Source organism: Streptomyces sp. NPDC101219 (assembly GCF_044767675.1).
In the GTDB taxonomy this organism is placed as follows: domain Bacteria; phylum Actinomycetota; class Actinomycetes; order Streptomycetales; family Streptomycetaceae; genus Streptomyces.
In genome coordinates this window covers 352387-366520 of record NZ_JBIWOK010000007.1, presented here as the reverse complement: position 1 = coordinate 366520, position 14134 = coordinate 352387, and the positions used below count along the sequence as shown (strand labels likewise).

The 14134-nt window shown below is 73.0% G+C and carries 13 protein-coding genes and 1 riboswitch; of the genes, 4 read left to right on the top strand and 9 right to left on the bottom strand.

Annotated features, from left to right (window positions below; all coding sequences use genetic code 11):
- Positions 1–7 precede the first annotated feature (7 nt).
- From hisG to ACIRPP_RS16860, 6 genes are read right to left on the bottom strand one after another with little or no spacing between them, the layout of a single operon-like run.
- A complete protein-coding gene (gene hisG / locus ACIRPP_RS16885) occupies positions 8–871 on the bottom strand; it encodes an ATP phosphoribosyltransferase (RefSeq protein ID WP_403642931.1) in 864 nt (287 codons plus the stop codon).
- 48 nt (positions 872–919) lie between these two features.
- Entirely contained in the window at positions 920–1192 is a 273-nt protein-coding gene (locus tag ACIRPP_RS16880; RefSeq protein WP_004990764.1) for a phosphoribosyl-ATP diphosphatase, read from the bottom strand.
- Between the two features lie 34 nt (positions 1193–1226).
- A complete protein-coding gene (gene ribH / locus ACIRPP_RS16875) occupies positions 1227–1712 on the bottom strand; it encodes a 6,7-dimethyl-8-ribityllumazine synthase (RefSeq protein WP_403642928.1) in 486 nt (161 codons plus the stop codon).
- 20 nt (positions 1713–1732) lie between these two features.
- A complete protein-coding gene (locus ACIRPP_RS16870; protein WP_403642925.1) occupies positions 1733–3088 on the bottom strand; it encodes a bifunctional 3,4-dihydroxy-2-butanone-4-phosphate synthase/GTP cyclohydrolase II in 1356 nt (451 codons plus the stop codon).
- Positions 3085–3729, bottom strand: a complete 645-nt coding sequence (locus ACIRPP_RS16865) for a nicotinamide riboside transporter PnuC (protein ID WP_403642923.1) — start codon at positions 3727–3729, stop codon at positions 3085–3087. The genes ACIRPP_RS16870 and ACIRPP_RS16865 overlap by 4 nt, the downstream gene beginning before the upstream one ends.
- Complete coding sequence (locus ACIRPP_RS16860; RefSeq protein WP_164346022.1) at positions 3726–4340, bottom strand: riboflavin synthase; 615 nt, start codon at positions 4338–4340, stop codon at positions 3726–3728. The genes ACIRPP_RS16865 and ACIRPP_RS16860 overlap by 4 nt, the downstream gene beginning before the upstream one ends.
- A gap of 145 nt (positions 4341–4485) precedes the next feature.
- Positions 4486–4616: riboswitch (FMN riboswitch) on the bottom strand.
- Positions 4617–4884: 268 nt separating this feature from the next.
- Here ACIRPP_RS16860 and ACIRPP_RS16855 point away from each other — a divergent pair.
- Positions 4885–7215 carry a chitinase C-terminal domain-containing protein gene (locus ACIRPP_RS16855; RefSeq protein ID WP_403642920.1) on the top strand — a complete coding sequence of 777 codons (2331 nt, stop codon included), beginning with the start codon at positions 4885–4887 and terminating at the stop codon, positions 7213–7215.
- A gap of 281 nt (positions 7216–7496) precedes the next feature.
- A complete protein-coding gene (locus ACIRPP_RS16850; protein WP_403642917.1) occupies positions 7497–8255 on the top strand; it encodes an SDR family oxidoreductase in 759 nt (252 codons plus the stop codon).
- 184 nt (positions 8256–8439) lie between these two features.
- Here ACIRPP_RS16850 and ACIRPP_RS16845 read toward each other — a convergent pair whose 3' ends face one another.
- Positions 8440–9645, bottom strand: coding sequence for an ROK family transcriptional regulator (locus tag ACIRPP_RS16845; RefSeq protein WP_403642914.1), 1206 nt, complete (start codon positions 9643–9645; stop codon positions 8440–8442).
- Between the two features lie 138 nt (positions 9646–9783).
- Here ACIRPP_RS16845 and ACIRPP_RS16840 point away from each other — a divergent pair, with 138 nt between their 5' ends.
- Positions 9784–10989 carry an MFS transporter gene (locus ACIRPP_RS16840; protein WP_164439003.1) on the top strand — a complete coding sequence of 402 codons (1206 nt, stop codon included), beginning with the start codon at positions 9784–9786 and terminating at the stop codon, positions 10987–10989.
- Here the strand turns inward: ACIRPP_RS16840 and ACIRPP_RS16835 are convergent.
- Positions 10949–11413 carry an acyl-CoA thioesterase gene (locus ACIRPP_RS16835; RefSeq protein WP_403642912.1) on the bottom strand — a complete coding sequence of 155 codons (465 nt, stop codon included), beginning with the start codon at positions 11411–11413 and terminating at the stop codon, positions 10949–10951. The genes ACIRPP_RS16840 and ACIRPP_RS16835 overlap by 41 nt on opposite strands.
- 176 nt (positions 11414–11589) lie before the next feature.
- On the opposite strand from ACIRPP_RS16835, the gene ACIRPP_RS16830 reads away from it, so the two are divergent.
- Entirely contained in the window at positions 11590–13017 is a 1428-nt protein-coding gene (locus tag ACIRPP_RS16830) for a uracil-xanthine permease family protein (RefSeq protein ID WP_403642909.1), read from the top strand.
- On the opposite strand, the gene ACIRPP_RS16825 is transcribed toward ACIRPP_RS16830, so the two are convergent.
- The gene (locus ACIRPP_RS16825) at positions 12999–14111 is read right to left on the bottom strand and encodes a glycoside hydrolase family 6 protein (RefSeq protein ID WP_403643071.1); all 1113 of its coding nucleotides are present in this window, start codon (positions 14109–14111) and stop codon (positions 12999–13001) included. The two genes, ACIRPP_RS16830 and ACIRPP_RS16825, sit on opposite strands and share 19 nt — an antisense overlap.
- Between the last annotated feature and the right edge of the window lie 23 nt (positions 14112–14134).

The window sequence follows — 14134 nt, the reverse complement described above, 5'->3', positions numbered from 1 at the left end:
GTCCCGGTCAGAGGCGGCAGGCGTGGATGGCGGTGGTGAGGATGGCCCGCGCCCCGATGTCGTACAGGTCGTCCATGATGCGCTGGGCCTCCTTGGAGGGGACCATGGCGCGGACGGCGACCCAGCCCTCGTTGTGCAGCGGGGAGACCGTCGGGGACTCCAGTCCCGGGGTCAGGGCGACGGCCTTCTCCAGCTGCTCGACCCGGCAGTCGTAGTCCATCATCACGTAGGTGCGGGCCACCAGGACGCCCTGGAGGCGGCGCAGGAACTGCTGGACCTTCGGCTCGACGCTGTCGTCGGGGTCGGCCATGGCGCCGGTGCGGCGGATGACGACCGCCTCGGACGTCATGATGGGCTCGCCGATGACCTGCAAACCCGCGTTGCGCAGGGAGGTGCCGGTCTCGACGACGTCGGCGATGACCTCGGCGACGCCGAGTTCGATGGCGGTCTCCACCGCGCCGTCGAGGTGGACGACGGAGGCGTCGATGCCCTTGTCCTCCAGGTGGCGGGCGACGATGCCCTCGTAGGAGGTGGCGATGGTCATGCCGGTGAGGTCGGTGACGCCGTTCGCCGTGCCGGGGCGGGTGGCGAAGCGGAAGGTGGAGCGGGCGAAGCCGAGGGGCAGGATCTCCTCGGCGCGGGCGCCGGAGTCGACGAGCAGGTCCCGTCCGGTGATGCCGATGTCGAGGCGGCCGGAGGAGACGTAGATCGCGATGTCGCGCGGGCGGAGGTAGAAGAACTCCACCTCGTTGGTCGGGTCGACGACCCGCAGTTCCTTGGTCTCACGGCGCTGCTGGTAGCCGGCCTCATGCAGCATCTCCGCCGCAGGGCCGGACAGGGAACCCTTGTTGGGGAGGGCGATGCGCAGCATGAGGTCGGCTTCCTTCGCGGTGTCGGGGTGGTGGGGCGTGCGGAACGGTCAGAGGTGGGCGTAGACGTCGTCGAGGGAGATGCCGCGGGCGACCATCATCACCTGGACGTGGTACAGCAGCTGGGAGATCTCCTCGGCGGCCGCTTCCTTGCCCTCGTACTCGGCGGCCATCCAGACCTCTGCGGCCTCTTCGACGACCTTCTTGCCGATGGCATGGACGCCCTTGTCCACCAGTTCGGCCGTGCGGGAAGTGGCGGGGTCGCCGTGGGCGGCCTTGTGCTGGAGCTCGGTGAAGAGCTCCTCGAACGTCTTCTTGGACATGGTGGTCCTTACCCTACGCGCTGACGGGCCCTGCTCACCGCCAGGGTTCGGATACTGAACGCAGGCAGGCGGCGGTCGCCACGGCGGCGGTGACGGCCTCGTGCCCCTTGTCCTCGCTGGATCCGGGCAGTCCGGCACGGTCCAGGGCCTGCTCCTCGGTGTCGCAGGTGAGGACGCCGAATCCGACGGGCACGCCGGTGTCGACGGAGACCCGGGTCAGGCCCTGGGTGACGCCCTGGCACACGTAGTCGAAGTGGGGTGTGCCGCCCCGGATGACGACGCCGAGGGCGACGACCGCGTCGTAGCCGCGTCCGGCGAGGACCTTGGCGACGACGGGGAGTTCCCAGCTGCCGGGGACCCGGAGCAGGGTCGGCTCGTCGATGCCGAGGTCGTGCAGGGCGCGCAGGGCGCCGTCGACCAGTCCGTCCATCACCTTCTCGTGCCACTGCGCGGCGATGACGGCGACCCGCAGGTCCCCCACGTCGCGTACGGACAGTTCCGGTGCACCCTTGCCGCTCACGTCTCTCCTCGGTGGTTCGCTTACTGGTTGCCGCAGGCCGGCACGGTCGGTGCGTCCAGCCAGGGCAGGTCGTGGCCCATCCGGTCCCGCTTGGTGCGCAGGTACCGGAGGTTGTGCTCGCTCGCGGTGACGGGCATCGGCTCACGGGCGGTGACGGCGATGCCGTGGCGGACGAGCGCGTCGGACTTGTCCGGGTTGTTGGTCAGCAGACGGACGCTGCGCACGCCGAGGTCGGCGAGGACCTGCGCGCCGGCCGCGTAGTCGCGGGCGTCGGCGGGCAGGCCGAGCTCGAGGTTGGCGTCGAGGGTGTCCCGGCCGCGTTCCTGGAGTTCGTAGGCGCGCAGCTTGGACATCAGGCCGATGCCGCGCCCCTCGTGGCCGCGGAGGTAGACGACGACGCCCCGTCCCTCGGCCTGGATGCGGGCCAGGGAGGCGTCCAGCTGGGGCCCGCAGTCGCAGCGCTGGGAGCCGAAGACGTCTCCGGTGAGGCATTCGGAGTGGACGCGGACGAGGACGTCCTCACCGTCGCCGATGTCGCCGTGGACCAGGGCGACGTGCTCGACGCCGTCGACGGTGGAGCGGTAGCCGTACGCGGTGAAGGTGCCGTGCGCGGTGGGCAGGCGGACCTCGGCCTCCCGGCGCACGGTGGGCTCACTGCTGCGGCGGTAGGCGATGAGGTCCTCGATGGAGATGATCGTCAAGCCGTGCTTGCGGGCGAACGGGACGAGTTCGGGCAGCCGCAGCATGCTGCCGTCCTCGCCGGCGATCTCGACGATGGCGCCCGCCGGGCGCAGTCCGGCGAGCCGGGCGAGGTCGACGGCGGCCTCGGTGTGGCCGTTGCGCACCAGGACGCCGCCGGGGCGGGCGCGCAGCGGGAAGACGTGGCCGGGCCGGACCAGGTCGGAGGGTTCGGCGGTGCCGCCGGCCAGCAGCCGGAGGGTGGTGGCGCGGTCGGCGGCGGAGATGCCGGTGGTCACGCCGTGGGCGGCGGAGGCGTCGACGGAGACGGTGAAGGCGGTCTTCATCGACTCGGTGTTGTCGTCCACCATCTGCGGCAGCCGGAGGCGGTCCAGTTCGTCGCCCTCCATGGGGGCGCAGATCAGGCCGCGGCACTCGCTCATCATGAAGGCGACGATCTCGGGGGTGGCCATCTCGGCGGCGATGACGAGGTCGCCCTCGTTCTCGCGGTCCTCGTCGTCGACGACGACGACCGGCCGGCCGGCCGCGATGTCGGCGACGGCCTGCTCGACCGGGTCGAGCGCCAGGTCCTCGCCGTCGTCGAGGACCGGTGGCACGACGGGGCGGGACAACGGCCGGCTCCGCTGCTGCGGGGCGGCCTCGTCGAGGGTGGTGGCGGGTGACGGGCGGGCGCTCATGCCGGCGCTCCTTCCAGGGCGGGCCGCACGTCCTCGCGGGAGCGCAGCCACCAGTCGCGCAGTCCCCACAGGACCAGCGCGCCGTAGATGATGTAGACGAAACCGGAGAAGGCGAAGCCGTTGGCGAAGTTCAGCGGGACGCCGACGAGGTCGACCAGCAGCCAGGCGAACCAGAACTCGACCATGCCGCGGGCCTGCGCGTACATGGCGACGACGGTGCCGACGAAGATGTAGGCGTCCGGCCACGGGTCCCAGGACAGGGACGGGTAGAGCGTGAACAGCCCGCCGACGGCGAGGGTGCCGGCGGCCGCGGCGCCCACCAGGACCGCGCGCTCACGGCCGGTGGCGAAGCGGACGGCGATCGATCCGTCCTGGGCCTGCTGCCGGCCGCGGTTCCACTGGGCGAAGCCCCAGGCGGCGACCAGCATGACGACGATCTGCTTGCCGGCGCTGCCCGAGAGGTGGGCGGTGGCGAAGGCGGCGAAGAGGATGAGGCCGCTGAGGAACTGGGCGGGCCAGGTCCACAGGGACCGGCGCCAGCCGAGCGCGAGGGCCAGCAGGCCGATCACGTTGCCGATCATGTCGGACCACTTGATGTGCTGGCCGAGGACGGTGAACGCCTCGGAGTTCAGCCAGTTCACCGCCCGTCCCCCTTCCCGAGGTCCCGGTCGCCGATCATGCGCTCGACGTACTTGGCGATGACGTCCACCTCGAGGTTGACGGGGTCGCCGGGCTGCTTGAGGCCGAGCGTGGTCAGGTCGAGGGTGGTCGGGATGAGGCTGACCGTGAAGAAGTCGGGTCCTGCGTCGACGACGGTGAGGCTGATGCCGTCGACGGTGATGGAGCCCTTCTCGACGACGTAGCGGGAGAGGTCGGCGGGCAGCGAGATCCGTACCAGTTCCCAGTTCTCGGAGGGCTTGCGTTCGAGGATCTCGCCGGTGCCGTCGACGTGGCCCTGCACGATGTGTCCGCCGAGGCGGGCGCCGAGGGCCATGGGGCGTTCGAGGTTCACCCGGGAGCCGACGGCGAGGGCGCCGAGGCTGGAGCGGTTCAGGGTCTCGGCCATCACGTCGGCGGTGAACTCGTCGCCCTCGTGCTCGACGACGGTGAGGCAGACGCCGTTGACGGCGATGGAGTCCCCGTGCTTCGCGTCCTGGGTGACGACGGGGCCGCGCAGCCGGAAGCGACAGGCGTCGTCGAGGGTCTCGACGGCGGTGACCTCGCCCAGCTCTTCGACGATTCCGGTGAACACTTCCCGGGTCCTCCTGCCTCTTCGGGCACGGACTCCGGGGCTGTCGATGACGACAGATCGTACGGGCGGGGACACCGGGGGCGACGCCGGACGGAGTCCGCCGCGAGGACGGACCGGTACGGCGGCGCGCATGGATGCCCGCCCGCCGCGCACTGCCTCCCATCCGGACTTTAACCGTCGGTCCAGGAATTTCACCTGGTCAACCGGCCGCTGGAGGCGACCGGGTCGCGGACTGTAACCGCCGGTTCGGACTTTCACCGACCCCGGAGTGCGCTGCTACTGGTACAGGGCCAGTGTGCCATGACCGGCCGGGGTCCATACAGGCGGTGGGTGTGGAGTGGCTCACAACCCGTGGCGTCCGGCGCGCCCAGGGTGACGGGGCGCACTCCCGGACGCCGGCGGAGCGTTCGGTTCCGGCGGCGCCGGCCGTGAACTCCCGCCGCGGGGCGCGCCGGTGACCGTCCGTCGAATTGGTCCATACCTATTGACGCTTTGGTCTAGTCCTCTTAGATTCTGCGCCACCTTCCGTGGAGAGGAACCGACTGTGCCGTCCCCCTCACGTCCCGGGGCGAGACCTGCCCTGCTCGCCTCCGCCGCCGCCGTCGCGGGCCTCTTGCTCGCGGCCCTTCCCGCCACCGTGTCGCACGCCGCCGACCAGGAGTCCTGTCGCCCCGACGGGCTGTACCGGACACCGGGGGTCGAGGTCCCCTACTGCTCGGTCTACGACGCGGACGGGCGCGAGAAGATGGGCGCCGACCACCAGCGCCGGGTGATCGGCTACTTCACCGGCTGGCGCACCGGCAAGGACGGAAAGCCCGCCTACCTCGCGTCCGACATCCCCTGGGAGAAGATCACCCACATCAACTACGCGTTCGCCCACGTGGACAAGGGCAACAAGCTCTCCGTCGGTCCGGACGGCGCCACCAACCCGGCGACCGGCACGACCTGGCCCGGCGTGCCCGGCGCGGAGATGGACCCGGCGCTGCCCTACAAGGGCCACTTCAACCTGCTGACGAAGTTCAAGAAGCAGCACCCCGACGTCAAGACGCTGATCTCGGTGGGCGGTTGGGCCGAGACGGGCGGCTACTTCGACGCCGACGGCGACCGGGTGGACTCCGGCGGCTTCTACTCCATGGCCACCAACGCGGACGGCTCGGTCAACCACGCCGGCATCGACACGTTCGCCGACTCGGCGGTCGACTTCCTGCGGACGTACGGCTTCAACGGCCTCGACATCGACTACGAGTACCCGACCACCATGAAGGACGCGGGCAACCCGCTCGACCGGTCCTTCGCCAACGCCCGCCGGGCCGGCCTGGTCAAGGGCTACGCGGAACTGATGAAGACCCTGCGCGAGAAGCTGGACCGCGCGGGCGAGGCGGACGGCAGGCACTACCTGCTGACGGTGGCGGCCCCCTCCTCCGGCTACCTGCTGCGCGGCATGGAGACCTTCCAGGTCCAGAAGTACCTGGACTACGTCAACATCATGTCCTACGACCTGCACGGCGCCTGGAACGAGTACGTCGGCCCCAACGCCTCGCTCTTCGACGACGGCAAGGACGCCGAACTGGCCTCCGCCGGCGTCTACACCACGTCCCAGTACGGCGGGATCGGCTACCTCAACACCGACTGGGCCTACCACTACTTCCGGGGCTCGATGCCGGCCGGCCGCATCAACATCGGCCTGCCGTACTACACCCGCGGGTTCAAGAACGTCACCGGCGGCACCGACGGACTGTGGGGCAAGGCCCCCTCGACGGACTGCCCCGCCGGGTCCGGGCTGACCAAGTGCGGCGACGGCGCCACCGGCATCGACAACCTCTGGCACGACCTGGACGACGACGGCCGGGAGTCGCCCGCCGGATCCAACCCGATGTGGCACGCCAAGAACCTGGAGAAGGGCGTCGTCGGCGACTACGTCACCGACTACGGCTTCCCCGCCGGCACCGAACTGACCGGGACCTATGCCCGCAAGTACGACTCCACCCTGGTCGCGCCCTGGCTGTGGAACGCGGAGAAGAAGGTCTTCCTGTCCACCGAGGACGAGCAGTCCGTGAAGGCCAAGGCCGACTACGTCGTGGACCGCGGCATCGGCGGCACGATGGTGTGGGAACTCGCCGGTGACTACGACTGGAACGCCGCCACGGGCCAGTACGAGCCGGGCTCGACGCTGACCACCGCGATGTACGAGAAGTTCCGGTCCGCCGCCCCCTACGGAGCGACCCGGGCCACCACCGACATGCCGTCGGAGGCCCTGGACATCGACGTCGACTTCGGTCAGTTCCCGCTCGGCGACTCCAACTACCCGATCAGTCCCAAGCTGAAGATCACCAACAACACGTCGGCGGCCCTGCCCGGCGGCACGGAGTTCCGGTTCGACTACGGGACGTCCGCGCCCGGCAACGCCAAGGACCAGTCCGGCTGGGGCACCACGGTGATCGCTTCGGACCACACCGGGGACAACGTGGGCGGCCTGAAGGGCGACCACCACCGGGTGTCGCTGAAACTGCCGGCCTGGCAGTCGCTGGCCCCGGGCGACTCGGCGGAGCTGGACTTCGTCTATCACCTGCCGGTGTCGACCCCCTCGAACTGGACGGTGACGTTCGGCGGGAAGACCTACGCCCTGGCCGGTGACCTGGCCCGCGGCACCACGGTCGTGGAGCCGGGCGGCACCAGCCCCACCGACCCGCCCACCACACCGCCCGGTGAGCCCGGCGACTGCGCGGACCCGGCGTGGAACGCCTCGACCGCGTACGGCGGGGGCAGCGTGGTCTCGCACGAGGGCCACGTGTGGAAGTCCCAGTGGTGGACGCAGGGCGAGGAGCCCGGCACCACCGGCGCATGGGGCGCCTGGCGGGATCAGGGAGCCTGCTGACGCCCCCACCGGACCGGTCCGGCGGCGGTGACGACGGCCCTTGCCCGCCGCCGGGCCTCACCACGGCGCGCCCTGGCGGCGCCGCCCCCGTGCCGCGCGGCGCACCCCATGGTGCCGCGCGGCACGGGCGTGCCCGGGGCCGAGCGAGTGCGACGGGGCAGCGATTCGGACAAGCTGGAGGGTGCGTCGCCGGGCGGTGTCACATTCCGGGGCCGCCGCCCGTCCTCCCGGTGAAGGGCGCTCCGCCCGGGAGCGCCCCGTGTCCGAAGGGACGGAACAGCATGAGCACGATCCTGGTGACCGGAGGGACCGGAACGCTCGGCCGGCCCGTGACCGAACAGCTGCGCGCGGCGGGCCACGACCTGCGGGTGCTCAGCCGGCACGCGGTGCCCTACTCCGTCGACCTGCGCGAGGGGGGCAGCGCCCTGGACGCGGCGCTCTCGGGAGTGGACACCGTCGTCCACTGCGCCACCTCACCGCGCGGCGGGGACGAGCGGGCCGCGCGGAATCTGATCACGGCGGCCCGTCGGGCCGGGGTGGGTCACCTGGTCTACATCTCCATCGTGGGCGTCGACCGGGTGCCGTTCGGCTACTACCGCTCGAAGCTCGCGGTGGAGCGGCTGATCGAGGACTCGGGGATCGACTGGACGGTGCTGCGCGCCACCCAGTTCCACGACCTGCTGCTGCAGGTCTTCCAGGGGCTGTCCAAGGTGCCCGTCATGGTGCTGCCCGCGCGGGTGAAGGACCAGCCGGTCGACGTCACCGAGGTCGCGGACCGGCTGTGCGAGCTGGCGCAGGCGGCCCCGGCGGGCCGGGTCGAGGACATGGGCGGTCCGGAGGTCAGGACGCTGCACTCCCTCGCCCGCTCCTATCTGGAGGCCACGGGCCGCCGCCGGGCGGTGGTGAAGGTGCCGCTCAGGGGAGCCGCCTACCGGGCGTTCCGCGCGGGCGGCCATCTGGCGCCGGACCGTGCGGTGGGGACGCGCACGTTCGAGGAGTTCCTGGCGCGCCGGCGGCAGGAGACCCGGGCGCACCACTGAGCGCCCCCGGCCGGCCGGCACGGCTGCGGCGCCCGGACCGGGCGTGACGCCACGCCGGGCCGGGGGGCCCGGTCCGCGTCGCGGCACGGGGCTTCCGTACCGGCCGGGGGCGCCTCGCGTCTCCGGCCTCCTACCCCCGGTGGGAGGCCGGGGGCAGGAGGCCGGGGGCAGGAGGCCGGGGACCCTACCCCCGGTAGCTGCCGAAGAGGTCGTCCTGGGCGTGCTCGCGCGCCGTCAGCAGGGCGCCCTTGAGCACCGCCGAGCCGCCCAGCGCACCCGGGCGCACCTCGGTCGGCAGCGGTGACATCCGCGCCAGGCGGTCCCGTACCCGCACGGCCAGGGGCTCGCCGCCCGCCTGCCCGATCTCCCCGCCCAGCACCACGCACCCGGGATCCAGCACCGCCACGGCCGACGCCACCCCCACGACGACCCGGTCGGCGAGGGCGTCCAGGAAGCGGTGAGCCCCCGGCACCGGGGCCGCGTCCGCCTCCTCCAGAGCCCGTACGGCCGTCAGGACGGCGCCGGCCGCCTCCGGCTCGACGCCCGGCCGGGGCGGGACGGCATGGGCACGTGCGAGGTCCGCGACCGCGGATGCTCCCGCCAGGGAGTGGAAGCCGCCCGCGCAGTCGGTCGCGGAGGGCAGGCCGCCGGTGCCGGGGACGGGCAGGAAGCCGATCTCGCCGGCGCCGCCGGAGGCACCCCGGCGCAGGACGCCGTCGAGGACCACGGCCGCGCCGGTGCCGTGCCCCAGCCAGAGCAGGACGAAGGTGTCGCGGTCGCGGGCGGCCCCCTCGCGCTGCTCGGCCAGCGCGGCGAGGTTGGTCTCGTTGCCGACGCTGACGCGGGTCGTGGGGTGGCGTTCCTGGAGGGCGGCCACCAGCCGGCGGTGCCACTCGGGCAGGGCGGTGCTGTCGCGCAGTTCGCCCGTCGCCGGGTCGATGAGGCCGGGTGCGCCGATCCCCACGGTGTGCAGCGCGTCGGCGCCGGCCTCCTTGACCGTCCGCTCGACCAGCGCCACCGCCTGCTGCACGGCCGGCCCGGTCCCCGTGTCGCCGGTGATCGGGGCGGCGGCCCGGGCCAGGACCCGCCCGACGAGGTCGGAGACGACCACGGCGACGCCCTCGGTGCGCACGTCGAGCGCGGCCAGGTGCGCCCGGTCGGCGACGATCCCGTACAGCTTGGCCTTGGGGCCGCGCCGCTGCTCGCCGGCCTCCCCGGCGACCGCGATCAGTCCGGCCGCGGTGAGGCGTTCGACGAGGTCGGCGACGGTGGGACGGGAGAGCCCGGTGAGGTCCTTGAGCCGCCCTGCGGTCAGCGGGCCCTCCCGCTGGAGCAGGCGCAGGGCGAGCCGGTCGTTGATGGCTCGGGCGGTGCTCGGGGATGCGGCCATGCCGGGATCCTTCCAGATGGGCCGGGGCGGCCGGAGACGGGACGGGGGACCGGCCGACATCCCCTTATCTTTCAGGCAGGGTTCCTGATAATTTACCCCGGCGCAGATCGCGCGGCGACGACCGGAGGGGGCGGGAGCATGGGTCCAGGGGTGTACGGACCACGTGACGTGAGGAGGGCGCGGTACGCCGTCGCCGCGGTGTTCGCCGTGCACGGCGCGGTCACGGGCTCGTTCGCCACCCGTGTGCCGTGGATCCAGGACCACGCCGGGGTGAGCGCCGGGCAGCTGGGGCTGGCCCTCGCCTTCCCCGCGCTCGGCGCGTCGATCGCCATGCCGGTCGCCGGGCGCGTCAGCCACCGCTTCGGGGCCCGCGCCGCGCTGCGCGGGCTGCTCGCCCTGTGGACGGCCTCACTCGTCCTGCCGTCCCTCGCCCCGGGCATGCTGACGCTCTGCCTGGCGCTGTTCACCTACGGCGCCACGGCCGGCATGTCCGACGTGGCGATGAACGCGCTCGGCGTGGAGGTGGAGAACCGGCTGGACCGGTCGATCATGTCGGGACTGCACGGCATGTGGAGCGCCGGAGCCCTCGTCGGCTCGGCGGCCGGCGCGCTCGCCGCCCACCTCGGCGCGGACGCCCGGCTGCACCACCTGCTGGCCGCCGCCGTGCTGACGGCGGTGGGCGTCGCCGCCTGCCGCTGGGTGCTGGACCTCCAGCCCGCCGAGGACGAGGACCCGCCCCCGCGGTTCGCCCTGCCGCCCCGCTCCGCGCTGCTGATCGGCGCGATCGGGTTCTGCGCGGTCTTCGCCGAGGGCGCGAGCCTGGACTGGTCGGCGGTCTACCTGCGCGACCGCATGGACGCCTCCGCCGGTCTGGCCGCCGCCTGCACCACGGGGTTCACGCTCACCATGGCGGTGGCGCGGATCGCCGGGGACCGGGTGGTGGACCGCTTCGGCGCGGTGCGCACGGTCCGCGCGAGCGGGGTGGTCGCGGTGCTCGGCGGTCTGCTGATCGTGCTGGCGGACCATCCCGCCACCGCGATGGCGGGCTTCGCGCTGACCGGTCTCGGTATCGCGGTGGTGGTCCCGCTGTGCTTCGCCGCGGCGGGCCGCAGCGGGACGAACCCGAGCCTGGCGATCGCGGGCGTCGCGACCATCACCTACACCTCGGGCCTGGTCGCCCCGAGCGCGATCGGGATGGTGGCCCAGGCGACCAGCCTGATGGTGTCGTTCGCGGTGGTCACAGTCCTGTCGTGCGGTGTCGCCGGGCTGGCGGGCGTGCTCCGGGCCGGCGACCGCACGAAGGTCACACGGCCGGCGGCAGCAGTTCCCGGGCCACGGCCCTGAAGGACTCGGTCCAGGGCGTCGGGCGCAGCGTCTCGGCGTCCAGCCGGACCAGCACCCGGCTGCCCCGCGCGTAGGTCACCGTGCCGTCCGGTGAGCAGACCCGGAAGCCGTACGTCAGCCCCGTCCGGCCGAGCCGCTCCAGCCACAGGTGGACGGCGTACGCGCCGGCCCGGGCCACCGGTGCCTCGTAGGTGATCCGCAGTTCCTTGACCGCGTTGCAGGCGTCGCCGGCCGCCGCCCAGTCGCCGTCGAAGCGGACGCCGTGTCGCTCCCAGAACGCCGCCCAGGCCCGCTCGACCAGCAACGGGTACCGGGAGTTGTGCATCAGGCCCAGCGCGTCGAGGTCGTCGAAGTGGACGGTGGCGGGCATCAGCAGCCCGTACGGGACGGCGGCGGCGGGGGCGGGCGGGGCTTCGACGGTCACAGTGGTGCTCCTGGGGCGTGCGGGATCAATGCCGCATACGGCGAAGAGCGGCACGGGCCCATCCTAAGCAGACGCTCAGCCGCTGCGCGGGACCCCCGCCGCGCCGTACGGAGCACTCCTTTCCAGCCCCGACAATGGTCCGGACACGCTGCACGTACGAACGAAAGCGACACCCCATGGATCTCGGCGTCCGCTGGAGACTGCACGGTGACGGGCGCACCCCCGCGCCCGGTGCGGTGGTCCGCCCCGACGAACGGCTCTCCTGGCCCCGTACCGCGGGACTCGGCGCCCAGCACGTCGTCGCGATGTTCGGCGCGTCGTTCGTCGCACCCGTGCTCATGGGCCTGGACCCGAACCTGGCCATCATGATGTCCGGGGTCGCCACCATCGTGTTCCTGCTGGCGACCCGCGGCCGGGTGCCGAGCTACCTGGGCTGCTCGCTGTCCTTCGTCGGCGTCGCCGCGGTCATCCGCGCCCAGGGCGGGTCCAGCGCCACCGTCACCGGCGCGGTGTTCGTGGTGGGCGCCGCGCTGTTCCTGGTGGGGCTCGCCGTCCAGCGCTTCGGGGCGCGGATCATCCACGCGGCGATGCCGCCGGTCGTCACCGGCGCGGTGGTGATGCTGATCGGCTTCAACCTCGCTCCGGTCACCGCCACCACCTACTGGCCGCAGGACCAGTGGACCGCCCTGTTCGTCATGCTGTTCACCGGCCTCGCGGTGGTGTGCCTGCGCGGCTTCTGGTCCCGGATCGCGATCTTCCTCGGGCTGGTCTTCGGCTACGTCCTGTCCTGGGCGCTGGACCGCGTCTTCGGGCAGATCCACTCCGCCGACGCGAGCGGCAAGGTCACCGACCACTGGCGGCTCGACCTGTCCGCCGTGGGCCAGGCCGACTGGATCGGCCTGCCGGCCCTGCACGGACCGTCCTTCGAGTGGTCCGCGATCCTGGTCGCCCTGCCGGTGGTGATCGCCCTCGTCGCGGAGAACGCCGGACACGTCAAGGCCGTCGGCGAGATGACCGGCGACGACCTCGACGGCAAGCTGGGCACCGCGATCTCCGCCGACGGCGTCGGCTCCATGCTGTCCACCGCCGTGGGCGGTCCGCCCAACACCACCTACTCCGAGAACATCGGCGTCATGGCCGCCACGCGCGTGTACTCCACCGCCGCCTACTGGGCCGCCGCCTTCTTCGCCCTGCTGTTCGGCCTCTGCCCGAAGTTCGGCGCGGTCGTCGCGGCGATCCCGGGCGGCGTGCTGGGCGGCATCACCGTCATCCTCTACGGCATGATCGGCCTGCTCGGCGCGCAGATCTGGATCAACGCCGGGGTGGACCTGCGCAATCCGCTGAACCTGGTCCCGGCCGCCGCGGGCATCATCATCGGCGTCGGCAACGTCACGATGGAGTTCACCGACACCTTCTCGCTGAGCGGCATCGCGCTCGGCACCGTCGTGGTCATCACCGGCTACCACGCCCTGCGCGCCTTCGCCCCGGCCCACCTCAAGACGCAGGAGCCGCTGCTCGACGAGGGCACGTCCTCCTACACCGTGCCCGCCGACGGCGGCCCGGGCGACGCCGGCGGCGACGGACCTCAGCGCGCCAAGTCGTAGGCGTACGACGGTGTGAAGGTGCCCGGCGCGCCCTTGCAGCCGTCGGACTCCCCCGGCAGCTTCACCCACAGGTAGGCGTCGATGCGGGCCTCGCCCGTGTCGAGGGTGGGCGCCCGGCCCAGCTTGCGTCCGGCCGGGTCGCACCACTCGCCGTCGGCCGGGGCACCGGCGCCGTTGCGGCTGGTGTCGATGACGGCGCCGAGGCCGGATCCGCCGAGGGCGTCCAGCACCCGGCGGTTGTAGGCGATCTCGTCGGCGGTGCTGTGGAAGTTGGAGACGTTGCTGAACACGCCGTCGGAGGAGGCGGACGAGGCCGCGCCGGCCTGCCGCAGCCAGGCGGCCTGCCGGGCGGGCGCGTTCCACCCGGAGTGTCCGGCGTCGAAGTAGACCCGGGCCCGGGGGTTGGCCTGCTTGATCACCCGCCCGGCCCGCGCCAGGGAGGCGAAGCGGTCGGCGCGGGCCCCCGCGGACAGGCACTCGGCCTGCGCCACCGAGTCCGGCTCCAGCACGACGATGACCTCGCCGCCGCCCAGCCCGGCCGCGAACCGGTCGATCCAGCCGTCGTAGGCGTCGAGGTCGGGAGCGCCGCCCTGGGAGTGCCCGCCGCAGTCCCGGTCGGGTATCGCGTACGGCACCAGCACGGGCACCCGGCCCTGGGCCGCGCCGCCGGAGGTGACCGCGCGGACCCGCGCCGTCACGGTGTCGGGCGTGTAGTCGGCGAACCACACCGCCGCGGGCCGGTCGGCGATCCGGGACTCTATGACCGCGCGCCGCGGGTCGCCGGGATGGGCCCGCACCCAGTCCAGCACCCGCGACTCCGGGTGGCGGTACAGCCCCGGGGACGCGGAGGCCGGCTGCCGCTGCGTCGCGGTGCGCGACGGGGACGGCTTCGGCGGCGGCTTCTTCGACGGGGTGGCCGAGGGCGGCGCCGGTGTGGGCGACGGGGACGCCGACGGCACGGCGGGCAGCGGCTCCAGCAGGGGGGTGCCGGTCACCTCGGGCCGCGCCTCGTCGGAGCCGCGGCCGTCCCCGACGGCCTGGATCATGCCGGTCGCGGTGCCGATCGCGACCACGACGGAGGCCGCCGCGACCATGGCGCCGCGCCCGGCGGCGCGTC